We start from the raw sequence: 21,871 nt of genomic DNA, 5'->3' as shown, positions 1-21,871 counted from the left end.
GACGAGATTGCAGTCTCGACCGAGGGCCTGACCACCGAGGAAGTACGGAGCTTCCCGATGGGTACCCCGCAGATTACCGCGCCCCCGTGCGCCCTGTCCCCCGCACCCGGGGACGCCACACCGTCATCCGGTGTCATCCACATCAACGTCCGGCACGTCGCAGGCTTCACCGTCATCGGCAACCACCTCGCCCAGCACCGCGGACTCTCCCTCACCGCGATCGGGCTCGCCGCCCACATCCAGTCGCTGCCCGCCGGAGCCAAGATCGGCATCAAGCACCTCGCCGAACGCTTCCCCGAGAGCGAGACCCGCATCGCCGCCACGCTGCGTGAGCTCGAAGCCCACGGCTACCTCCACCGCAGCCGCGTACGCCTCGCCGACGGCCGCATCGTCACCCGCACCGTCTCGTACAACCAGCCGGGCACAACCCGTCAGCCCCGGGCGGTTCCCAGCGAGCCGGCCCCGCTGCCCACACCACCGCCGCGCGTAACCGCTCCCGAACCGCGCCCCGCACCACCCCCGGCGCCCACACCACCGCCGCAGCCGCAGCCCACACCCGTACCGGCCCCCACCGTGCGCACATCGCCGCCTCCGCCGCTCCCCCAGCCACAGGAGCTCACGCCGGAGCTTCAGCGCGTGGCCACCGCGCTCCTCGCCGACCTTCGCCGCCACACGCCCCAACTCACCCTCTCCGAGCGCGACATCCACACCCTCGCCCCCGGCGTCGCCACCTGGCTCGAACGCGACGCCCACCCCGACACCATCCGCCATGCCCTCACCACCGACCTCCCGAACCTCCTGAAGCACCCCGCCAAGCTTCTGCGCCACCGGATCACGGCGCTCCTGCCACCGCCGCTGCCGGGAGCCCAGGACCTCGCACCCGCACGCCCTGGTGTCATCGTCATCCCGCTCCAGAACTGCGACCACTGCGACCGCGCCTTCCGCTCCCGCCGCCCCGGCCACTGCCGCGACTGCCGCACGGACCAGCAACGCGTCGAGGTGAGTGCATCTTCCGCCGAGGAGAGTCAGTGGCCCATGGCCTGCTGAACACGGCAAGGCGTCCACGTTGTCCAACTTTCCCTGCCGCGAGAGAGTGAGCAGCCGTTCGTGAACATTTCCAGCATCGGACAGAGTGCGTGACGGGGGAATCTGTGCTGCCGGACTTCACTTCTGAGGGCCTGCTGCCGCCTGGTCGCTTTTCGGTGACCATGGAGGAAGCCGAGGACTTGCTCGTACGCAGTCCAGCATTCGAGTGCTCAAGCAGCCGGACCACTCTATGGAAAGGATTCGAGCAGTACCTCAACCGTTTCGGAGTGCTGGAGGACAGCTACCCGCAGAAATTGCAAGGCCGACCTCTGATCCATCGGGTGTGGCTGGGAGGCAGCTTCGTCAGTGCGAAGCCTGAGCCCCGAAACATCGACGCGACGATGTTCATCGACGTAACCGCAGAGATGGCGGTCAAAGGGAATCCAGGTTCCAAGTGGCTCACCGAGGCGTTCAAGAGCAGGGACCAGATCCTGCGCAGGTTCGGCGTCTCGCCCCTCAGAGTGGGATACCGCCCCGTTGCGTCGGTATTCGATATGCAAAGCATTGTCGAGGATGACCGGACATACTTCATGCAGCGTGGGATCTGGGACGACTGGTGGCAACGATGCCGCCTTCCTGACGGAAGAGACCCTGCCCCCACCGAGGCGAGTGCCGTGCCCGTTCGCGGCTACCTGGAGGTGCGACTGTGAGCGAGAGCATCTGGCGCCAACGCATGCGCGCGGCCCGCGCACAGGACCCCGAGGCCACCGCAAGGCTCCTGGACGAGCTGGGCACCGAGGAACGCAGCGATACGGAGATCGAAGCGGACCACCGCAGAAGCCGCCTCGAAGCCATGCAGGAGTACCAGCCGGGCGCCACCCTCCAGGAAGAACTGTGTCTCCGCCTCACCGGACCGGAGGCCGAAGGCGGAGCACTGCGGTTTCAGTGGGGCAACGCACTTCTCGACCCGGTCGAGAAAGCTGTGTCCAAGGCCGCAGGCACACCTGTCGAACTTGAGGTCACCGGGCTCTCGAGAGGCAGTACGGTCGTGCACGCTCGTCCCGTCCTGTCGGTATCGCCTGATACAGGGACGCTCGGCGGTCCTGCACCGACAGCGGCAGACAAGGGAGTGCGTACGTTCGTGCGCCTTCTCACTGCCCTGGAGGACGAGAGCGACGTGCGCGAGTGGGCACAGCTCTTCGACTCGGTGGACGCGCTGTCCGGGGCCCTGGAGCGCTTCCGCTTGAACCTCGGCCTGACCTGGTACGCGGCGGACGGCGGCATGCGTCAGGCCAGTCTGACTCAACGAGGAGTCGAATACGCCAAACGGCTTCAGTCGACACGCGACGACGATCAGGAGTTCACGATCTCCGGACGTGTCACTGAGCTCCGCAGCAGCGGTGTAGTCAAAGTGAAGTCGGGCCTGGCCCAGAACGCCCCTGCACACGACGTGAGAGTCGAACCGGAACAGCTCGTACGCATGCGTCTGGCTCTGGGAGACAACGTGCATTTCAGGGTGCGCTACCGGCGGAAGTTGGATGCCATCGGCCGCACCAGAGTGTCGGAGTACCACTTCCTCGGGGTGGCAGCCGAGGAACTCGCTCTCGACCTTGAGGCTGGGCCGTCGCCCCACGGAGAGAACTCGCCCGAGGCGCCGCGATAGGGCGGGCTGCTCGGTCACGTCAACTCCTCAGCGCATCCTCACTACGACGTGTGAACCAGTCACATTCTGCATATGCCAATGGCGTACCACTCCTAGCGTTCTCCGCATGGTCAACTCATCGCACGAAACGAACACAGAATTCCATGCGCGGGTGTCGGCGACACCAGACATCCCGCTTCCCGACACGAGGGCAGTCCCCCAGCCGCCTGCCCCGCTCCTCGAAGGCACCAAGCCGAAGCCGCAGGAACGCCCGGTAGACAATCTGCTCCTCGCCGAAATCGTGGAACTCGGCCTGGGAGAAAGCCCCGCCGTCACTACGTGGCGAAATCTCATGGCCGAAACCGACCTCGCGTTCTTCCGCTCCGAGACTTCCCAGCGCCTGCGGATGGAAGGCCGCAGCCAAGGCCTGGCACTGGGCGTCCTGCTTCTCCTCGCACAGACCGGCCTCCACGTACCCGACGAGGCCCGCGGCCGCATCGCGAACTGCGACGACATGGACATCCTGACCCGCTGGCTCCTCCATGCCCCCACTGCCTCATGTGTCGATGAGCTCTTCGACGAGCAACGCCCCACGCTGTAACTCCACTCCGGGTTTATGCCCGTCCGAAAGCCCCCGGACCCATGTAAAGAGACCCGGTGGCCACCGATGGCTCAGCTCGTCAAAGTGCCCTGGTGGAAATACATGCGCCAGCCCACTTCCGTCAGACGCCACACGGAGCTCCGCCATACTCGGCGCCCGCTGTGGTCGGCGAAGTACGTCAGATGAACGATGCCGGGAGCGAGTACGACCCCCGACATATCGCTGACCTCGACCGGAGCTTCGGGGGCCACCGAATCGTCACTCGTCACTGTGAGAATCGACGTCGCGTCCCAGCGCCGCCCCGACGCTCCGATCTCGAGGAACTCCGGGTCCAGGAGCTCCGAGACCAGGGCCGGCGAAGCACGCACGTCAGGGTCGAGAAGCCGCACCTCTGCCTCAATGGCCGCTTGAACGGCCCGCTCACTCTCGTCTGCCATGCGCGAACCCTACGGACGTTCCTCGTCACGTCACAGCGAATAGTTCACGCAACGCAAGCAGCGACACCGGCGATGACGTCGTCTCCCGTCAACATTCATGGCGGGGTTGATCACCAACTGCCTCTACTGTCCGTCGCCAATGAATCCAGCCCGCTTGTCACTGAACCCAGTCGTCGGCAGAACTCAGCAAGCGCGGAAGGACTTTGCTGCGCACATCGTCTCGAAGTCTGATGGTCGGTCCGCCTTGCGGCGCGGTCACGCAGGCCAGGCGGTCAGTCCAGCGGACCAACCGGAGCAGGCGCAGAGGCTGATGGAACGCGACGGGTGGGGCGGCAGGATGAGTCGCATGAGCACTCCGGACGCCACCACGGCCGCAAACTCCGTTGCGCCGCCGCCCCGTTGGGCAATTTGGGCCGCGCATCTGACCACCTTGGCCGTACTGCCGAGCGGGCTATGGCGGATCGCCCTGGTGCTCGGTTATCCGGCCGGCTACCTGGACGAGCGCTTCGCGGACTTCGAGACGCTCGGCGCGAAGGTCTGGATGCTGACACTGAGCCTGGTCTGCGAGCTTCTCGCCTTCCTGACGATCGGTCTGGTGCGCCCCTGGGGCGAAGTCGTGCCGCGCTGGATACCGCTGATCGGAGGACGCGCCGTGCGCCCGATGGCCGCCGTCGTCCCAGCCACCCTCGGCGCAGTGGCACTGACCGTGATGTGGGCCAATGTTCCCTGGTGGTGGACGTACCCGCACGATGACATGACGGGCACCGGCGACCTCGTGGTCGGCATCCTCTACCAACCGCTGGTCCTGTGGGGCCCTCTACTCGCCGCCGTCACCGTCTCCTACTACCGCCGTCACCGCTCCCCGCGCAGCCGGGTCATGGCGTCTTGAAGCAGCGCCCTGTGGGAGAACCTTGCCCCCGTGTCGGCCGACTGGGTTTGATGACAAACGGGACCTGCTGTCTGCGGCCCGGCCGATTCATCTCGCGCGGTGTCTTGGCTGCCTACACGCATCTGGCCCCCGGTGCGCTACAGGGGGCCAGACGCTTATGGGCAATAACCGCTACGGCAGGTTCCGCGCCATCACGATGCGCTGGACCTGGTTCGTGCCCTCGTAGATCTGCGTGATCTTCGCGTCGCGCATCATCCGCTCCACCGGGTAGTCCCGCGTGTAGCCGTAGCCGCCGAGCAGCTGGACCGCGTCCGTGGTGATCTCCATCGCGACGTCGGAGGCGAAGCACTTGGCCGCGGCGCCGAAGAAGGTGAGGTCGCCGTCGAGGCGCTCGGACTTGGCGGCGGCCGAGTAGGTGAGCTGGCGGGCCGCCTCCAGCTTCATGGCCATGTCGGCAAGCATGAACTGGACGCCCTGGAAATCACCGATCGGCTTGCCGAACTGCTTGCGCTCCTGGACGTAGCCCTTGGCGTAGTCGAGGGCGCCCTGGGCGATACCGAGGGCCTGGGCCGCGATCGTGATGCGGGTGTGGTCCAGGGTCTTCATCGCGGTGGCGAAGCCGGTGCCCTCCTCGCCGATGATCCGGTCGGCGGGGATGCGGACGTTGTCGAAGTAGACCTCGCGGGTCGGGGAGCCCTTGATGCCGAGCTTCTTCTCCGGGGCTCCGAAGGAGACACCCTCGTCCGACTTCTCGACGACGAAGGCGGAGATGCCCTTGGAGCGTTTGGTCGGGTCGGTGACGGCCATGACCGTGTAGTACTTGGAGACGCCCGCGTTGGTGATCCAGCGCTTCACGCCGTTGAGCACCCAGAAGTCGCCGTCGCGCACGGCCCTGGTCTTCATGCCGGCCGCGTCGGAACCCGCGTCGGGCTCGGAGAGGCAGTACGAGAACATGCCGTCGCCCTTGGCGAGCGGGCCCAGGTACTTCTTCTTCAGGTCCTCGGAGCCGGAGAGGATCACCGGGAGCGAGCCGAGCTTGTTCACGGCCGGGATGAGGGAGGAGGAGGCGCAGACGCGGGCCACCTCCTCGATCACGATGACCGTGGCGAGGGCGTCGGCGCCCGCGCCGCCGTACTCCTCGGGTACGTGCACCGCGTGCAGGTCCGCGGCAGTCAGGGCGTCCAGCGCCTCCTGCGGGAAGCGCGCCTCCTCGTCGACCGCTGCCGCGTACGGGGCGATCTTCGCCTCGGCGAGCGCGCGCACCGTCTCGCGGAGCATCTCGTGCTCCTCGGCCGGACGGTACAGGTCGAAATCGGTCGAACCCGCCAAGACGCTCACTCCCCAAAGATGCTAACTACCGTTAAGTAACCCGATTTTAGAGCTCCGCCCCCGCGATGGCCTATGCAATGCGTGCGTGAGCTTCACGACAGGGGTGGGAGAAGCTGCGCAGGCAGCCGGAAACCGGGCCTCCAGAGGCACGACTATGCTCGTTCACCGCACGTCTGTCCGCATCTCCCAGGAGCACTACATGGCCCTCAGGATCACTGTGATCGGCACCGGCTACCTCGGCGCCACCCACGCCGCGGCCATGGCGGAACTGGGCTTCGAAGTGCTCGGCCTCGACATCGTGCCCGAGAAGATCGAGATGCTGAGCGCGGGCAAGGTCCCGATGTACGAGCCCGGCCTGGAGGAGCTGCTCCGCAAGCATGTGGAGGGCATCGAGGGTGCCACCGGACGGCTGCGGTTCACCACGTCGTGGGAAGAGGTGGCGGCCTTCGGCGATGTGCACTTCGTCTGCGTGAACACCCCGCAGAAGCACGGCGAGTACGCCTGCGACATGAGCTACGTCGACAGCGCCTTCGAGTCGCTGGCACCGCATCTGACCCGGCCCGCCCTGGTCGTCGGGAAGTCGACCGTGCCGGTGGGTTCGGCGGCCCGGCTCGCGGCGCGGCTGGCGGAGCTGGCGCCGGTGGGTGCGGAAGCGGAGCTGGCCTGGAACCCGGAGTTCCTGCGCGAGGGCTTCGCCGTGAAGGACACCCTGCACCCGGACCGGATCGTCGTCGGCGTGGCGAGCGAGCGGGCCGAGAAGCTGCTGCGCGAGGTGTACGCGGTGCCGGTCGCCGAGGGGTCGCCGTTCGTGGTGACGGACTTCCCGACCGCCGAGCTGGTGAAGACGGCGGCCAATTCCTTCCTGGCCACGAAGATCTCGTTCATCAATGCCATGGCGGAGGTCTGCGAGGCCGCCGACGGCGATGTGAAGAAGCTGGCCGAGGCGATCGGGCACGACGAGCGGATCGGGTCCAAGTTCCTGCGGGCCGGGATCGGCTTCGGCGGCGGCTGTCTGCCGAAGGACATCCGGGCCTTCATGGCGCGCGCCGGTGAGCTGGGCGCGGACCAGGCACTGACCTTCCTCCGCGAGGTCGACTCGATCAACATGCGGCGCCGCGGCCACATGGTGGAGCTGGCCCGGGAGGCCGTGGGCGGCGATTCGTTCCTCGGCAAGCGGGTCGCGGTCCTGGGTGCGACGTTCAAGCCGGACTCGGACGACGTACGGGACTCGCCGGCCCTGAACGTGGCCGGGCAGATCCATCTGCAGGGCGGCCAGGTCACGGTCTTCGACCCGAAGGGCATGGACAACGCCCGGCGGCTCTTCCCGACCCTCGGTTACGCGGACTCGGCGCTGGACGCGGTGCGCGGCGCGGATGTGGTGCTGCATCTGACGGAGTGGCGCGAGTTCCGCGAGCTGGACCCGGCGGCGCTCGGCGAGGTCGCCTCCCGTCGGATAATCCTGGACGGCCGCAACGCGCTCGACAGCGAGCAGTGGCGCGGGGCCGGCTGGACGTACCGGGCGATGGGGCGTCCGAAAGCCTGACGTGTCCGGTCCTCGGACCGGTCTCAGCCGCGCTTCGCGCGGTAGGTGCGCATTTTGGCGCGGGCGCCGCACACTGACATGGAGCACCAGCGGCGGCGCCCCGCCGGACTGCGGTCGTAATAGGCCCATTGGCAGTCCTCGGCCTCGCACGCCTTGAGCCGGGCCCAGGTGCCGTCGGCCGCCGCGATGGCGATGGCCGCCGCGACACGGGCGGTCAGACCGGCCGGTTCGGCGGCGGGCCGCAGTGAAGCGGCGCCCGCCGCGTCCACGGTGACGCGCAGGGGCGCTTCGGCGAGGAGCCGGTCGAGCGGGGGCGCTGCGGAGCCGTCCGGCGGGCGGTGGCCGGCATGGGCGAGGCAGGCGGTGCGCAGCGCCTCGCGCAGCACGCGGGCGTCCGGGACGTCCGGCTCGGTGAGAAAGAAGGCGGCGCGCCCGTCCGCCGTATCGAGAGCGTCCGCACCGGTCTCGATGTCCAGTGTGTTGACCAGGGCCTCGATCAGCGCGAGTCCACCGGGCGCGGAATCTTTCTCATTCATGGTTGCGACGTTACCTCCAGTGCGGCAGCATGCAGTAACGGTTACCTGTTGGGACGACTTAGAGGTAACCACCCCTGTATGAAGGAGGAAGTGCCATGGCTGTCGCCACACTGGGTGCCGTCGTTCTGGACTGCCCCGACCCCGTTGCGCTCGCCGGGTTCTACGCCGGGCTGCTCGGCGGAAAGGTCGAGGACCACGAGGGCTGGGTGGAGCTGACCGGTGGCACGGCCGTGCCGCTCGCGTTCCAGGCCGCGCCCGGTTTCGTACCGCCGCGGTGGCCGCACCCGGACGGCTCGCAGCAGTTCCATCTGGATCTCACCGTGCCGGATCTGGACGCGGCGGAGCGGGAGGTGCTTGCGCTGGGTGCGGCCGTGCTGGATGCGGAGGACCGGGAGCGGAGTTTCCGGGTGTACGCGGATCCTGCGGGGCACCCGTTCTGTCTGTGTGCGGCTTAGAAAACGTGCGGGGCACCCCTGGGGGTGCCCCGCACGCGACAGCTCCGGCTCAGCCGCGGTCGTCCAGCTGCTCGATCGTGGCGTGGGACGGGGCCCGGTGCGTGCTCAACTCGCGTGCGACGTCCTCGGCGTCGCGCAGCACCCGTACCGCGTTCTGCCAGGTGAGCTTGGCGAGATCGGCGGTGGACCAGCTCCGGCCGAGCAGCTCCGCGATCAGGTTCGGGTAGCCCGCGACATCCTGTAGCCCCTCCGGGAGGAAGGCGGTGCCGTCGTAGTCGCCGCCGATGCCGATGTGGTCGATCCCGGCGACCTCGCGCATGTGGTCGAGGTGGTCGGCGATCGTCGCCACGGTGGCCATCGGGCGCGGATTGGCCGCTTCGAAGGCTGCGTGGATCTTCATGGCCTGCGCGGTGGTGTCGAGGTGGTGCAGGCCGTGGGCGCTCATGTTCTCGTCCGCGGCAAGGGTCCAGGCGACGGCTGCCGGGAGGACGAACTTCGGTACGAAGGTCGCCATGGCGATGCCGCCGTTGGCCGGGAGCCGGCCGAGGACGTCGTCGGGAATGTTGCGCGGGTGGTCGCAGATCGCACGCGCCGAGGAGTGCGAGAAGATCACCGGCGCGGTGGAGGTGTCGAGCGCGTCGCGCATCGTGGTGGCCGCCACATGGGAGAGGTCGACCAGCATGCCGGTGCGGTTCATCTCCCGTACGACCTCGTGGCCGAACGGCGAGAGACCGCCCACGCCCGGCTCGTCGGTCGCCGAGTCCGCCCACGCGATGTTGTCGTTGTGGGTGAGCGTCATGTAGCGGACGCCCAGGGCATGCAACGCGCGCAGGGTGCCCAGCGAGTTGTTGATGGAGTGGCCGCCCTCGGCGCCCATCAGGGAGGCGATACGGCCTTCGGTCCGGGCCGTCTCCATGTCGTCGGCGGTCAGGGCGCGCCGCAGGTCCGCGGGGTAGCGGTCCAGCAGCTCGGTGACCACGTCGATCTGTTCGAGGGTGGCGCTGACGGCTTCGTCGCCCGCCATGTCGGACTGTACGTAGACGGACCAGAACTGCGCACCGACACCGCCCGCCCGCAGCCGCGGGATGTCGGTGTGCAGATGGGCGGACTGGTCGGTGGCGATGTCACGAGCGTCCAGGTCGTAGCCGACCTGTTCGCGCAGCGCCCACGGCAGATCGTTGTGGCCGTCGACGACGGGGTACTCGGCAAGGAGCTCCGCGGCCCGCTTCAGCTGGTCCACGGTGGCCTACTTCCCGAAGCCGAAGGAGTCGCTGCCCTCGACCTTGCTGCGCAGCCGCTTGCCCTTCTCCGTCGCCTGGTCGTTCAGCTCCTGCAGGAACTCGACCATGCGGGCCTGCAGCTCGCTGTCGTGGGCGGCGAGGATGCGTGCGGCGAGCAGGCCGGCGTTGCGTGCGCCGCCGACCGAGACGGTGGCGACGGGGACACCGGCGGGCATCTGCACGATGGAGAGCAGGCTGTCCATGCCGTCCAGGTACTTCAGCGGGACCGGGACGCCGATGACGGGCAGCGGGGTGACGGAGGCGAGCATGCCGGGCAGGTGGGCGGCGCCGCCCGCGCCCGCGATGATCGCCTTGAGGCCGCGGTCCGCCGCGTGCTCGCCGTACGCGATCATTTCGCGCGGCATGCGGTGGGCGGAGACGACGTCGACCTCGTAGGGGATCTCGAACTCGTCGAGGGCCTTGGCCGCTGCTTCCATGACGGGCCAGTCGGAGTCCGAGCCCATGACGATGCCGACGACCGGCGCGGCGGAGGCGGGGGAAGTCATTCGGTGATCGTTCCTCGCAGGTAGTCGGCCGCGTGCCGGGCGCGCTCGCGCACGTCCGCCAGGTCGTCGCCGTAGGTGTTGACGTGTCCGACCTTGCGGCCGGGCTTCACGTCCTTGCCGTACATGTGGATCTTGAGCTGCGGGTCGCGGGCCATGCAGTGCAGATACGCCTGGTACATGTCCGGGTAGTCGCCGCCGAGCACATTGGACATGACTGTCCAGGTGGCGCGCGGGCGCGGGTCGCCGAGCGGGAGGTCGAGGACGGCCCGGACGTGGTTGGCGAACTGCGAGGTGATCGCGCCGTCCTGGGTCCAGTGCCCGGAGTTGTGCGGGCGCATCGCGAGTTCGTTGACCAGGATGCCGGGCTGCCCGTCGGGTCCACGGGTCTCGAAGAGTTCGACGGCGAGGTGGCCGACGACGCCGAGCTCGGAGGCGATTCGGAGAGCGAGCTGCTGGGCCTCGCCCGCGAGCCGCTCGTCCAGCTCCGGGGCCGGGGCGATGACCGTGTCGCAGACCCCGTCGACCTGGATCGACTCGACGACCGGGTACGCGACGGCCTGTCCGTGCGGCGAGCGGACGATATTGGCCGCCAGCTCCCGTACGAAGTCGACCTTCTCCTCGGCGAGCACCGCGACACCGGCCCGGAAGGGGTCGGCCGCGTCCGCCTCGGAGCGGACCACCCAGACGCCCTTGCCGTCGTAGCCGCCGCGGACCGTCTTGAGGATGACGGGGAAGCCCCCGACCTCTTCCGCGAAGGCCACGACGTCGGCCGGGTCCTTCACTGTGCGGTGGCGGGGGCAGGGCGCGCCGACCTCGGTGAGTTTCGCGCGCATCACCCCCTTGTCCTGGGCGTGCACCAGCGCATCGGGTCCCGGGCGTACGGGTATGCCGTCCGCCTCCAGGGCCCGCAGGTGTTCGGTCGGTACGTGCTCGTGATCGAAGGTGATCACGTCACAGCCGCGCGCGAAAGCACGCAGCGTGTCCAGGTCGCGATAGTCGCCGACGACGACTTCGTTCACCACCTGGGCCGCCGAGTCCTGAGGGGTGTCACTGAGGAGCTTGAATCTGATGCCGAGGGGGATGCCCGCCTCGTGGGTCATACGGGCGAGCTGACCGCCGCCGACCATACCGACTACCGGGAACGTCACTCCTCCAGGGTATCCGTCGCTCCGGGGGTCGCCCGACGATGCCCTCCGCCCGCCCCGGCGGGGGGCGCGTCACAGCATCGCCACACCTGACAGAACATCCACAGGCAACCCCTGGACGGGCTGGATAGCATGAGCGGGTTGACGTAACCGACAGACGGGCTGAGCGATCACCATGAGCGAACGGGGCGCACTGCGAACCCAGCTGGATCTGCTGGCCCGGGAGGTCGCCAAGTTCGGCGCGGTCGGCGCACTCGGCCTGGTGGTCAATATCGCGGTGTCCAACCTGCTCTGGCGCACCACGGACCTCCAGGTGGTACGGGCAGGTCTGCTGGCGACGTTCGTCGCCATCCTCTTCAATTACATCGGCTTCCGCTACTGGACGTACCGCGACCGTGACAAGACCGGGCGGACCCGGGAGCTGACGCTGTTCCTGCTGTTCAGCGCGGTGGGTGCGGTCATCGAGAACGGTGTGCTGTACGTGGCGACGTACGGGTTCGGGTGGGACAGCCCGGTCCAGAGCAATGTCTTCAAGATCCTCGGGATCGGCCTCGCGACGCTGTTCCGCTTCTGGTCCTACCGGACATGGGTGTTCAAGGCGCTGCCCGCGAAGGAGACCGTGCTGAGCGCGGAGGGGTTCCTGAAACAGGGACGTACGGAGCAGGTTCCGCGGGTCGAGGCGGATTCGGTGCGGCGGTAGCCGCCCACCGCACACGCTCACCGCACCGGGCGTTCCGGTTCCTTTCTGTTCAGGGCCACCCGGCTGAGGAACAGGGCGAAGACCGGTGGCTGCTGCTGAAGCAGTTCGAGGCGGCCGCCGTCCGCCTCCGCGAGGTCCCTGGCGACCGCGAGGCCGATGCCGGTGGAGTTGCGGCCGCTGATCGTCCGCTCGAAGATCCTGGCGCCGAGATCGGGGGGCACGCCCGGGCCCTCGTCCGTGACCTCGATCACCGCCTGATTGCCGGTGACCCGGGTGCGCAGCGCGACCGTACCGCCGCCGTGCATCAGTGAGTTCTCGATCAGTGCGGCCAGCACCTGGGCGACCGCGCCCGGCGTGCCGACGGCCCGCAGCCCCTGCTTTCCGGAGCGGACGATGGCGCGGCCCTCGCCCCGGTAGGCCGGGCGCCACTCCTCGATCTGCTGCTTGACGACCTCGTCGAGGTCGAAGACGACGGCGGAGCCGGTACGCGGATCGCGGGCGTTGGTCAGCAGTCGCTCCACCACATCGGTGAGCCGCTCGACCTGGGTGAGGGCGATGTTCGCCTCCTCCTTCACCGTGTCCGGGTCGTCGGTGACCGAGATCTCCTCGATCCGCATGGAGAGCGCGGTCAGCGGCGTACGGAGCTGGTGCGAGGCGTCGGCGGCCAGTCGGCGTTCCGCGGTCAGCATCCGGGCGATCCGCTCGGCGGAGGAGTCCAGGACGTCGGCGACCCGGTCCAGCTCCGGCACTCCGTACCGCTTGTGGCGCGGTCGTGGATCGCCGGAGCCCAGGCGTTCGGCGGTCTCGGCGAGGTCCGTCAGCGGCGAGGCCAGTTTGTTGGCCTGGCGTACGGCGAGGAGCACGGCCGAGACGATGGCCAGCAGCGCCACCGCGCCGATGATCATCAGGGTGCGACCGACCTCACGGGTGACGGCGGTGCTGGACTCCTCGACGGTGACGCGCTCGCCCTGCTCCCCCTCGACCGTGCTGCTGATCACCCTGCCGGTGGGGCGCGTACCGATTTCGAGAGGGGCGCGTCCGGGGATCTCGACCAGTGCGTAGCGCTTGCTGGTGATCTGCTCGGCCAGCAGCGCGGGGTTGATCCGCTCCGACCCCAGGAGCCGGCTCTCGACGACGCTGATCAGCCGCAGCGCCTCGGAGTCCACACTCTCCTGGGCGCTGTTGCTGATGGTGCGGCTCTCGACGATGACGAGGGAGACGCCGAAGACGGCGATCACCACGAGCACCACGGCGAGCGTGGAGTTGATCAGTCTGCGGCGCATGAGTGCCTCTGTACGTCAGCTCTTCTCGAAGCGGAAGCCGACGCCCCGTACGGTCGCGATGTAGCGGGGGTTGGCCGCGTCGTCACCGAGCTTCTTGCGGAGCCAGGAGATGTGCATGTCGAGGGTCTTGGTCGACGACCACCAGGTGGTGTCCCAGACCTCGCGCATCAGCTGGTCACGGGTGACGACCCGGCCGGCGTCGCGGACCAGGACCCGCAGCAGGTCGAACTCCTTGGCGGTGAGCTGGAGTTCCTCGTCGCCCATCCAGGCCCGGTGCGACTCGACGTCGATCCTGACGCCGTGGGTGGCGGGCTGCGGAGCGGGTTCGGTGGCGCCGCGACGCAGCAGGGCCCGGACGCGGGCGAGCAGTTCGGCCAGGCGGAAGGGCTTGGTGACGTAGTCGTCGGCACCCGCGTCCAGGCCGACGACGGTGTCCACCTCGTCGGCGCGGGCGGTCAGCACCAGGATCGGCGCGGTGTGGCCTTCGGCACGGAGTCTGCGGGCAACTTCGAGGCCGTCCATCCCGGGCAGACCCAGGTCGAGTACGACCAGGTCGATCCCGCCCTGGAGGCCGGCGTCGAGAGCGGTCGGACCGTCTTCGCGGACCTCGACCTCGTAACCCTCCCGACGCAGGGCGCGGGCCAGCGGCTCCGAGATGGATGCGTCGTCCTCGGCGAGCAGTACACGGGTCATGGAGTGATGGTAGTCCGCGCAAGGCGGATGCTGTGAGGTGATCGAAAAGCCCTGCGGGTCCGCAAGGAAAAGGGAGAGGGGCCTTCGAATATGGGAGTGCGGCCCCATCTCGACCTGTGATCCATCTCTCAAGTCCATTCATATCCGGCAGTGTCGTGTCGTATGGTTGCTCGACGCCTGTTGCACTACTCAAGGACCCTTGGGCAGCTTTTAGCGCCGAGGGTCTCTTTTGTTCTGCCGGCTGGTGCCCGCCAGTCGTGAATTCAGTGAATGACCTGTGGCCGGGCCCGGAGCGCGAGGATGCGCACCGGGCGTGGATCCCGATGCGGTCGGTCCCCGTCTTCTTCGGTCGGCTCCTCGACGAGTCCGGCGGTCGGGACGAATCCCCTGTCAGGCGTTGGGGTGGGGCATGGCCTTGTCGGTGCCGGCCTCCCCCCACCGGGCGCGTCACGCTCACGAGGCGTCGCGTCCCGAGCAAGCAAGGATCGACCATGGCGTCCAGCCTGACGAAGGACCCGGCCAGTACTTCTGGATCCGAGAAGACCTTCTTCGGCCACCCCCGCGGCCTGGCCACTCTCTTCATGACCGAGATGTGGGAGCGTTTCAGCTACTACGGCATGAGGGCCCTGCTCCCCCTCTACTTGATCGCCCCCAACGGGCTTCACATGAACCCGGCCACGGCCACGGCGATCTATTCGGTCTACGTGTCGCTGGTCTACCTGCTCGCCATGCCCGGCGGCTGGTTCGGCGACCGTGTCTGGGGTCCCCGCAAGACCGTCGCCGTCGCCGGTGCCGTCATCATGATCGGCCACCTGGCGCTGGCGCTGCCCTTGCAGGGCACCTTCTTCGCCGGTCTCGGACTGGTCGCCATCGGCTCCGGTCTGCTGAAGTCCAACATCTCGACGATGGTCGGCCACCTCTACGACGGCCCGGACGACCCGCGCCGCGACGGTGGCTTCACGATCTTCTACATGGGCATCAACGTGGGTGCCTTCGCGGCGCCGCTGATCATCGGCACCGTCGGTGAAAGCGTCAACTGGCACCTGGGCTTCGCGCTCGCCGCGCTCGGCATGGGACTCGGCCTCTCCCAGTTCCTGATGGGCACCCGCCACCTGAACGAGCGCAGCCTCGTCGTCCCGAAGCCGCTGTCCGCCGCCGAACGGGCGAGCACGCTGCGCAAGGGCCTGATCTGGCTGGCCGTCGCGGCCGTCTTCTACATCATCACGGTCGTCACCGGCGTCTACACGCTCAACTGGCTCCTGGTCCCCATCACCGTCGCGGGCCTGGTGATTCCGGTCGTCGTGCTGGCGCGCATCAAGCGCGACAAGGAGCTCAGCGCCACCGAGCAGTCGAAGATGTCCGGCTACATCTGGTTCTTCGTCGCCGCCGCCATCTTCTGGATGATCTACGACCAGGGCGGTTCGACGGTCGCGATCTTCGCCAAGACCTCGGCCGACAACAGTGTCTTCGGCTGGAACTTCCCGGTCTCCTGGTACCAGTCGGTCAACCCGGTCCTGATCATGGCGCTGGCCCCGCTCTTCGCCGCCTTCTGGCTGGCACTGAACCGCCGCGGCAAGGAGCCCAGCACCATCGTGAAGTTCAGCTCCGGCCTGGTGCTGGTCGGTGCCTCGTTCTTCCTCTTCCTGATGCCGCTGACGATCGCGACCGACGGCCACAAGGCCGCCGCGATGTGGCTGGTCGCGATCTACTTCGTCCAGACGGTCGCCGAGCTGACGCTGTCCCCGGTGGGTCTCTCCGTCACCACGAAGATGGCTCCGGCCAAGTACGCCAGCCAGATGATGGGTGTCTGGTTCCTGGCCGTCACCGCCGGTGACTGCATCACGGGTCTGCTGTCCATCGCGGGTGTGGAGCTCAACGGCACCGGCGTGGTCACGCTTGAGGCCATCCTCGCCGTTACCGCGGGTGTCGCGGTCTTCATGTACCGCGGCAAGGTCAAGCAGCTCATGGGCGACGTGCGCTGACGCACCGGACCCGGCTGTACGAAGGGCCGCTGCACCGACACGTCGGTGCAGCGGCCCTTCGCGTGCATTCGTACGGAGCTCAGCTCACCTGGTGCCGCGCAGCCTGCGCCACGGGGTGAAGGTGAACACGGCGCCGCCCAGCAGGATCGCCGTCCCCGCGACCAGGCCGAGTGCGCGCAGGGTGCCGTTGTCCTCGGCCCCGGTGGCGGCCAGCCCGCCTCCGGAGTCCGTGCCGCCTGCCGTGGAGCCCGCGGAGCCCGTAGTCGTGCCTCCCGAGGCGCCGCCCTGCTGGGCTGTGGTGTCGAGTTCCAGGGACGGGGTCACCGAACCCTTGACCTTGCAGGGGATGTTGATCTTCGAGGAGCCCAGGGTGACATCGATCGTCAGGGTGCCGGGGCTGAGCGTGGATTTCCCGGACGCGCCCGGCTTGTAGGTGCCGGTCATGTCGGACAGATCGACCGGCTTGCCCTGCTCCAGCGGTGCGGCGTTGGCGGGCCCGGTGACCTTCACCGAGCCCTTGTCGGCGCCGCCGATGACGACGTCCATGGACGGCTTGAGCGCACCGGCGGGCAGCGCGGCGGGGCTGTCCATCACGCCCTTGGCCGTCTTGACCGTGAGCGCGTAACTCCCGCCGCTCTTCTTCGCGTTGATCGTCACCTTGGACGCGATGCCGGCCGGTCCCGGGGACGTACAGGCGAAGTTGACCGAGACCTCCTTGCCGGGGAAGTCGGTCTGCCCTCCGCCGGAGCCCGAGGTGGTGCCGCCGGAGCCCGAGGTGGTGCCGCCGGCGGCCGTCGTGCCGCCTGCGGTCGTGCCGCCCGCGGTCGTCGTACCGCCCGCGGTGGTGGAGCCAGTGGTCGTGCCGCCCGCGGTCGTCGTACCGCCCGCGGTGGTGGAGCCAGTGGTCGTGCCGCCCGCGGTCGTGGATCCGCCGCCGCCCGTGACCTTGATGGTCACGCCCGGCTGCACGGTCTCCTTCGGGGTGCACTTGGTGTCCGTGGAGATCGGCTTGGAGACGTTGATGTTGTATGCGTCCGGTGTCAGCGTGATCTCACCGGCCTTCTCCAGCTTCAGTGTGCCCTTCATGTCGGGCAGCACCATGGCGCTGCTCTTGGGGATCGGCGGGTTCTGCCGCGGCCCTTCCATCTTCAGAGTGCCCGTGGCCGCGCCGCCCACCTTGATGGTGCCGGTCGGCTTGACCGTGTCCTTCTCCAGGTCGAGGACATCGGGGTTCCTGGAAGCGGCCTCGACCGTCTTCCACACCACCTCGACGGTGTCCCCGACCTTCGCCTCGGCCGGCGCGGTCAGCTGCACCTTGGTGGTGCCCTGCACGGGCGGCAGCCCGGAGATGGGCGGGGGAATGCACTCCGTCCGGTACGAGATGTCGGCGGCCTGGGCCGGGCTCGCGGCCAGCAGCATGCCCGCGCCGCCGAGCATCATCGCGACTCCCGCCGCGACCGTCCTCCGTTGCGTACTCACGAATGTCCCTTCGTCGTCGGTCTGTTCTCTGACGGTGCGGAATCGGGTGTGAACCATGGCAGCGCGGCCGTGGTGGCGGGCGCTGCCGCGGGGCTCTCGGCGGGCCCCGGTGCGCGGCGCAGCTTCGGGAGCCTGGCGGTCACATCGTCCGGTTGCGGGTGGGGGTGGCGCCGGGCGCGGACCGGGGTGCGCGAGGTGCGGGGACGTACTTTGTCGACGATCGCCATGCCGATCCGGAACACGGCGGCCGGTACGACGACGCACAGCAGGATCCAGAAGAGCGTGACTCCCCAGGGGCGGCCGACCCCCCACGGCTGCTCGGCAAGCACCTTGCTGCCGTACTTCAGCGAGACCTGGTAGTCGCCGTGGGCGCCCGCCGTCAGTTCGACCGGCAGCTTGATCTGCGCCTTGCGGCCGGACTCGATGGTGCCGCGCCACTGCCGCTCCTCCCACTGCGGGGCGAAGACACCGTGCGCGGTGCCGAGCCGGAAGACCGGGTCCTTGACGGGCGCGGAGCCGAGGTTGCCCACGGTGAAGACCAGTTGCCGGGAGGGCGGGGCGCCGAACCAGGTGAGGATTCCGCTGTCGCCTTCGAGCCGGGTGGTGGCCAGCACCGCGAGCCTGCCCCCCTCGCTCTCCTTCGGCAGCGCGGCGACCGGGTGCCCGGCGACGACGAACACGGCGTCGGCGGTGGCCTGTTCCCCGGTGACGGTGGCGACATGCACCACGCAGGGGCAGGGTGCGGGCGGCTCGGTGACCGGCATCTTCTTGCTGAAGTCGCCCTCGGTGCCGGTGGTGACGGCACGGCCCTCGGCATTGGCGCAGGAGTTGGTGCCGCCGACCACACCTCGGTCCGGCGTGGACTGTCCGCAGATCAGCATCATCAGCAGCGTGTTCGGGCGCCAGCCGCTGCCCTTGACGGTGATGTCGCCCTTGCCCGCCTGCTGCTTGGAGAGGGTGACCACGGGCTTCGCGTCCGCGGCCCTCGTACCCGCCGCGTCGGCACCGGTCGCGGAGAGCATCAGCAGCGCGGGCAGCAGGGCACCGAGCAGCGCGGCCGCCCACCGGTGGCTGCCGCTTCGGAGTGATGCCGGTCCGGCCTGTCGAGTCACGATTCCGCTCCTGCCTTCACCAAGTGCCTTCTCTCCGAGTGCCGTTGAACGCCTGAGGACTGTCCCGGCCTGCCGTCGTCCGGTGGCCGCCCGCGTGAGCGCCGGAGCCGGTACGCGTACACGCCCGCGGCGACGGCGGCCAGGAGCAGCAGTGCGCCGCCTGCCACCGGCACCCACGGGACGAAGACCGCACGGGCCGTCGCCTCGCTGTGCGCGCCCCCCGCCGCCGTGACGCGCAGCCGAACGGTCACCGAGTCGAGGGCCGGGGTATCCCGCCACGGTTCGCTGAGCCTGACGCGCTGTCCGGGCAGCAGTTCCACCGGCAGCGTGCGCGCCTCGCGCCGCAGCAGCGTCCCGAACACGCCGTCGGCGCCGACGGCGATCCGCGGGGCCAGCGCCGTGTTGCCGCGGTTGACCAGCGTGTAGTGGATGGTCCGCCCGGACAAGGTGACGTCCTCGACGGTGAGCGCAGCCAGCGTCGGCCCGCCGACCCGCAGTCGGACCCGCACGCCCACCGAGCGGTCGCCGCTCTGCACGACGATCGCACCGGGGTGGTCGCCGGGCGTCGCGCCCGTCGGCACCGTGACGGAGAACGGCACATCGGCGCGGGTGCGGGCCGGCACGGTCACCTGGGCAGCGGCGGTCCGCAGCCAGGCGCCGGTCCCGGTGGAGCCCTTGCCGCCGCGTACCGTGAAGTCGCCGTCCTCGGCGTTGTACGCGTCGGCGCCGCGCAGCCGCACGGTGACCGGAGTCGTACCGGAGTTGGTGACGGAGAGCCGGTCCTGGAGAACGGTGCCGGGCGGGCCCTCCAGATAGAAGTACGGTCTGCCGCCGTCCGTGCCAGAACCGCTCCCCGCGGGCTGCGCCGTCCACGACGCGGTGCTCGCGGGCGTCGGCCTCCGGGCCGAGGCACCGGCCACCGGGGTCACGGCGAAGGTGAACAGCAGTACGGCGAGGACGAGTCGGGCGGCGTGACCGATCGGCGACAGCATGGGCAGCTCCCTGGTGCGTGACGGCGGCGGCGGGATCGTGAGGCCGGGGCGTTCCTTCCGGATCCGGCCCGATCCAGGGGGAACCGCCCTAGCGGCGCACGGCCCCCTGCCCGCGCCTGGTCAGCCAGAGCACCCCGGCCGCACCGGTCAGCAGCACCGTGCCGCCGAGCGTGCCGAGCGCCACGGCCGAGTCGAGCGGACCGGTCTTCGGCAGCTGCCCGCCGTTGTCCGGGGTGCTCTGCGCGTTGCCCGCGGCCGTCACATCGAGCTGGAGCGACGGCCCCGGGTTGTTGGAGGGGGTGCAGGTCGTGGTCGTACCCAGCGCCTTGATGGTCAGCACACCGGCGGTGAAGTCGACCTTGCCGCTCTTCTTCGGGGTGTACGTACCCGACAGGTCACTGATCTTGATGGGGGTGTTGGCGGGGATGGCGGCGGAATTCGGCGCACCGGAGACCTGGACCTGGCCCGGGTCCGCGCCCCCCACCTTGATGACCGCGCTGGGGCTCATCGCACCCTTGCCCAGTTCGACGGGGCTGGACGAGACGCCCTTCTGGAAGGACATCGTGAGCTTGTAGCCTCCGCCGCTCTTGACGCTCTTGATGTCGATGGGAGACACGGCGTTCTTGTCCCCGATCGGGGTCTTGCACCGGTAGTCGACGTCCACGACCGTGGCGTGGGCGGCGGGCGCGGCCATCAGCACCACCGTGCCCGCCAGCGCGGACGCCAGCGCGAGAGCTGTTCGCTTCTGGTAGGACACCTTGAGTTCCCCTCATGCCGGAAGTCGCCGTGCGCCGTCTCTCACCGACGCAAGTTACTGACGACACATCAGATCGGGCGCTCAAGGTACGCCTGGGGCCTTGTGGAGGGAAGACAAAGAGCGCACCGATCCGGCGCGCTCCTCAAAGGTGCAAATGCGGGGCCACGCGCCCCCATGTCCCGAACCAGCGACTACGCGGGGGCGGCCAGCTCCGCCCAGACGGTTTTGCCCGCTCGGTCCGCCACCCGCAGGACGCCCCAGTCCAGGCAGAGCCGCTGCACGATGAACATGCCGTGCCCACCGGGCCGGCCGGCCCGGTGCGGGGTGCGCGGTGCGGGCTGCCCCGCACCCCCGTCGACGACCTCCACCCGCAGCACCTTCGCCGTGCAGGCGATACGCAGCTCTTCGGGACCGTCCGCGTGCAGACAGGCGTTGGTGACCAGCTCGGAGACGACCAGCAGGACGTCCTCGGCGGCGGCCCGTCCGTCGGCGCTCGTCGCAGGGAGCCAGCCCCAGTCGTGAAGCGCCTGGCGGGCGAAGTCGCGGGCCGTCGGCACGATGCCGCCGACTCCCCGCAGCGACAACGTGCGCCACTGCCGCTCGACCGTCTCGGGGGAAGCCGCGCCGGCGCCCGCGTCCGCGCGTACGCCCACACCGGCGTCCTCCGGCTCGCGGCCGAGGTCGCCCGGCGGATGCTGCCGGGTGGTGCTCATCAGCGCTTCACCTCACCGATTCACCATGTCGCCATTGAACAGTTACAAGTACAGATACAGAGTGCGCGGGCCGCCCACGACTCCGCCGGGTGTCTCCTGCCCGGCCGAATCGTGACAACACCCACTTCGTCTACGCGGATCGCGTGACACGGGCAACACATGAGGCACCCGGGGTCGCGAAACGCGCCACGATCATGTGTCCAGGGCCGCTTCCAGGGAGTCGTGGACGGTGAAGACCGCCTCGGCCCCGGTGATCTCGAAGACCCGCGCCACCACCGGCAGCATTCCGGCCAAATGGACCCCTCCCCCGGCCGCCTCCGCCTTGAGGCGGGCACCGAGCAGCACATTGAGCCCGGTGGAATCACAGAATTCGAGTCGCGAACAGTCGACCACCAGGCGTACTCGCCCTTGCTCGACCGCGCTCTCCAGGGGTTCCCGCAGCAGATCCGCCGTGTGGTGATCCAGCTCACCCACGGGCGTCACGACCTCGCTGCGCCCCTCGGTACGGGCCTCGACCTGAAGCCGACCCCGGTTCGCACTGCCGACCGTCCCGCGGTCCATGCCGTCCCTCTTCGCCGTCGTCACTGCCTGCGCATCAGCGTGCGCAGATTCGTTGTAGCCGTCGCTGACGTTCTTGAAACAGTACGCGTTCCGTACGCCACGTGGTAGCCAAAGACCTCAACAAACCGGACATATAGCCCCAATTGGAGCTTGTAACTGCCCGTCCGAACCGGGTAAGGGTAGGGGGACACCCAAAACACGGTCGGCTTT

Annotated in this window: 23 protein-coding genes; 9 read left to right on the top strand and 14 right to left on the bottom strand. The window is 68.9% G+C overall.

All coding sequences use genetic code 11. The annotated features are described in order from the left end of the window. The first annotated feature begins 57 nt into the window (after positions 1 to 57). The 4 genes from IEZ15_RS27665 (at position 58) to IEZ15_RS27650 (ending at position 3,269) form a co-directional block, all read left to right on the top strand. The gene (locus IEZ15_RS27665; protein ID WP_189279828.1) at positions 58 to 1,047 is read left to right on the top strand and encodes a helix-turn-helix domain-containing protein; all 990 of its coding nucleotides are present in this window, start codon (positions 58 to 60) and stop codon (positions 1,045 to 1,047) included. 104 nt (positions 1,048 to 1,151) lie between these two features. After that, a complete protein-coding gene (locus IEZ15_RS27660; RefSeq protein WP_189279827.1) occupies positions 1,152 to 1,736 on the top strand; it encodes a DUF6932 family protein in 585 nt (194 codons plus the stop codon). After that, entirely contained in the window at positions 1,733 to 2,689 is a 957-nt protein-coding gene (locus IEZ15_RS27655; RefSeq protein WP_189279826.1) for a hypothetical protein, read from the top strand. Before IEZ15_RS27660 ends, IEZ15_RS27655 begins: the two co-directional genes overlap by 4 nt. Before the next feature lie 106 nt (positions 2,690 to 2,795). Then, the gene (locus IEZ15_RS27650; protein WP_189279825.1) at positions 2,796 to 3,269 is read left to right on the top strand and encodes a hypothetical protein; all 474 of its coding nucleotides are present in this window, start codon (positions 2,796 to 2,798) and stop codon (positions 3,267 to 3,269) included. 71 nt (positions 3,270 to 3,340) lie between these two features. Here the strand turns inward: IEZ15_RS27650 and IEZ15_RS27645 are convergent, their stop codons facing one another. Further along, complete coding sequence (locus IEZ15_RS27645; protein ID WP_189279824.1) at positions 3,341 to 3,706, bottom strand: nuclear transport factor 2 family protein; 366 nt, start codon at positions 3,704 to 3,706, stop codon at positions 3,341 to 3,343. Between the two features lie 337 nt (positions 3,707 to 4,043). Between IEZ15_RS27645 and IEZ15_RS27640 the strand changes: the two genes are divergently transcribed. Beyond that, positions 4,044 to 4,595 carry a hypothetical protein gene (locus tag IEZ15_RS27640; protein ID WP_189279864.1) on the top strand — a complete coding sequence of 184 codons (552 nt, stop codon included), beginning with the start codon at positions 4,044 to 4,046 and terminating at the stop codon, positions 4,593 to 4,595. Between the two features lie 171 nt (positions 4,596 to 4,766). On the opposite strand, the gene IEZ15_RS27635 is transcribed toward IEZ15_RS27640, so the two are convergent. Further along, complete coding sequence (locus IEZ15_RS27635; RefSeq protein WP_189279863.1) at positions 4,767 to 5,924, bottom strand: acyl-CoA dehydrogenase; 1,158 nt, start codon at positions 5,922 to 5,924, stop codon at positions 4,767 to 4,769. Positions 5,925 to 6,123: 199 nt separating this feature from the next. Here IEZ15_RS27635 and IEZ15_RS27630 point away from each other — a divergent pair, with 199 nt between their 5' ends. Further along, on the top strand, positions 6,124 to 7,467 hold the full coding sequence (locus IEZ15_RS27630) for a UDP-glucose dehydrogenase family protein (protein ID WP_189279823.1): 1,344 nt from the start codon (positions 6,124 to 6,126) through the stop codon (positions 7,465 to 7,467). 23 nt (positions 7,468 to 7,490) lie between these two features. Here the strand turns inward: IEZ15_RS27630 and IEZ15_RS27625 are convergent, their stop codons facing one another. Then, entirely contained in the window at positions 7,491 to 8,003 is a 513-nt protein-coding gene (locus tag IEZ15_RS27625; RefSeq protein WP_189279822.1) for a CGNR zinc finger domain-containing protein, read from the bottom strand. 95 nt (positions 8,004 to 8,098) lie between these two features. On the opposite strand from IEZ15_RS27625, the gene IEZ15_RS27620 reads away from it, so the two are divergent. Further along, positions 8,099 to 8,458 carry a VOC family protein gene (locus tag IEZ15_RS27620; protein WP_114244878.1) on the top strand — a complete coding sequence of 120 codons (360 nt, stop codon included), beginning with the start codon at positions 8,099 to 8,101 and terminating at the stop codon, positions 8,456 to 8,458. A gap of 49 nt (positions 8,459 to 8,507) precedes the next feature. Here IEZ15_RS27620 and IEZ15_RS27615 read toward each other — a convergent pair whose 3' ends face one another. From IEZ15_RS27615 to IEZ15_RS27605, 3 genes are read right to left on the bottom strand one after another with little or no spacing between them, the layout of a single operon-like run. Then, positions 8,508 to 9,698 carry a dipeptidase gene (locus tag IEZ15_RS27615; protein ID WP_189279821.1) on the bottom strand — a complete coding sequence of 397 codons (1,191 nt, stop codon included), beginning with the start codon at positions 9,696 to 9,698 and terminating at the stop codon, positions 8,508 to 8,510. A 6-nt stretch (positions 9,699 to 9,704) separates the two neighbouring features. Then, complete coding sequence (gene purE, locus IEZ15_RS27610; protein WP_114244880.1) at positions 9,705 to 10,244, bottom strand: 5-(carboxyamino)imidazole ribonucleotide mutase; 540 nt, start codon at positions 10,242 to 10,244, stop codon at positions 9,705 to 9,707. Beyond that, positions 10,241 to 11,392 (bottom strand): 5-(carboxyamino)imidazole ribonucleotide synthase, encoded by a 1,152-nt coding sequence (locus IEZ15_RS27605; RefSeq protein WP_114244881.1) that lies wholly within the window; start codon positions 11,390 to 11,392, stop codon positions 10,241 to 10,243. The genes purE and IEZ15_RS27605 overlap by 4 nt, the downstream gene beginning before the upstream one ends. Positions 11,393 to 11,564: 172 nt before the next feature. Between IEZ15_RS27605 and IEZ15_RS27600 the strand changes: the two genes are divergently transcribed. Continuing rightward, positions 11,565 to 12,089 (top strand): GtrA family protein, encoded by a 525-nt coding sequence (locus IEZ15_RS27600; RefSeq protein WP_114244882.1) that lies wholly within the window; start codon positions 11,565 to 11,567, stop codon positions 12,087 to 12,089. A 17-nt stretch (positions 12,090 to 12,106) separates the two neighbouring features. On the opposite strand, the gene IEZ15_RS27595 is transcribed toward IEZ15_RS27600, so the two are convergent. Then, the gene (locus IEZ15_RS27595) at positions 12,107 to 13,372 is read right to left on the bottom strand and encodes a sensor histidine kinase (RefSeq protein WP_189279820.1); all 1,266 of its coding nucleotides are present in this window, start codon (positions 13,370 to 13,372) and stop codon (positions 12,107 to 12,109) included. Positions 13,373 to 13,387: 15 nt separating this feature from the next. Further along, on the bottom strand, positions 13,388 to 14,065 hold the full coding sequence (locus IEZ15_RS27590) for a response regulator transcription factor (protein WP_114244884.1): 678 nt from the start codon (positions 14,063 to 14,065) through the stop codon (positions 13,388 to 13,390). A gap of 491 nt (positions 14,066 to 14,556) precedes the next feature. Here IEZ15_RS27590 and IEZ15_RS27585 point away from each other — a divergent pair, with 491 nt between their 5' ends. Next, a complete protein-coding gene (locus tag IEZ15_RS27585; RefSeq protein ID WP_189279819.1) occupies positions 14,557 to 16,047 on the top strand; it encodes an oligopeptide:H+ symporter in 1,491 nt (496 codons plus the stop codon). Between the two features lie 84 nt (positions 16,048 to 16,131). Here the strand turns inward: IEZ15_RS27585 and IEZ15_RS27580 are convergent, their stop codons facing one another. From IEZ15_RS27580 to IEZ15_RS27555, 6 genes are all read right to left on the bottom strand, one after another. Then, a complete protein-coding gene (locus IEZ15_RS27580; RefSeq protein WP_189279862.1) occupies positions 16,132 to 17,484 on the bottom strand; it encodes a hypothetical protein in 1,353 nt (450 codons plus the stop codon). A 38-nt stretch (positions 17,485 to 17,522) separates the two neighbouring features. Continuing rightward, on the bottom strand, positions 17,523 to 18,638 hold the full coding sequence (locus IEZ15_RS27575) for a hypothetical protein (RefSeq protein ID WP_189279818.1): 1,116 nt from the start codon (positions 18,636 to 18,638) through the stop codon (positions 17,523 to 17,525). Continuing rightward, positions 18,635 to 19,630 carry a COG1470 family protein gene (locus IEZ15_RS27570; protein ID WP_189279817.1) on the bottom strand — a complete coding sequence of 332 codons (996 nt, stop codon included), beginning with the start codon at positions 19,628 to 19,630 and terminating at the stop codon, positions 18,635 to 18,637. The genes IEZ15_RS27575 and IEZ15_RS27570 overlap by 4 nt, the downstream gene beginning before the upstream one ends. A gap of 88 nt (positions 19,631 to 19,718) precedes the next feature. Further along, positions 19,719 to 20,387, bottom strand: coding sequence for a peptidase (locus tag IEZ15_RS27565; RefSeq protein ID WP_114244888.1), 669 nt, complete (start codon positions 20,385 to 20,387; stop codon positions 19,719 to 19,721). Positions 20,388 to 20,578: 191 nt separating this feature from the next. Further along, entirely contained in the window at positions 20,579 to 21,100 is a 522-nt protein-coding gene (locus IEZ15_RS27560; RefSeq protein WP_114244889.1) for an ATP-binding protein, read from the bottom strand. A 192-nt stretch (positions 21,101 to 21,292) separates the two neighbouring features. Continuing rightward, positions 21,293 to 21,661, bottom strand: coding sequence for an STAS domain-containing protein (locus tag IEZ15_RS27555; RefSeq protein ID WP_093898739.1), 369 nt, complete (start codon positions 21,659 to 21,661; stop codon positions 21,293 to 21,295). Between the last annotated feature and the right edge of the window lie 210 nt (positions 21,662 to 21,871).

The organism is Streptomyces atratus, from assembly GCF_014648655.1.
Classification (GTDB): Bacteria; Actinomycetota; Actinomycetes; order Streptomycetales; family Streptomycetaceae; genus Streptomyces; species Streptomyces atratus.
The sequence above is the reverse complement of the archived record's forward strand: the minus strand, read 5'-3'. Positions and strand labels throughout refer to the sequence as shown.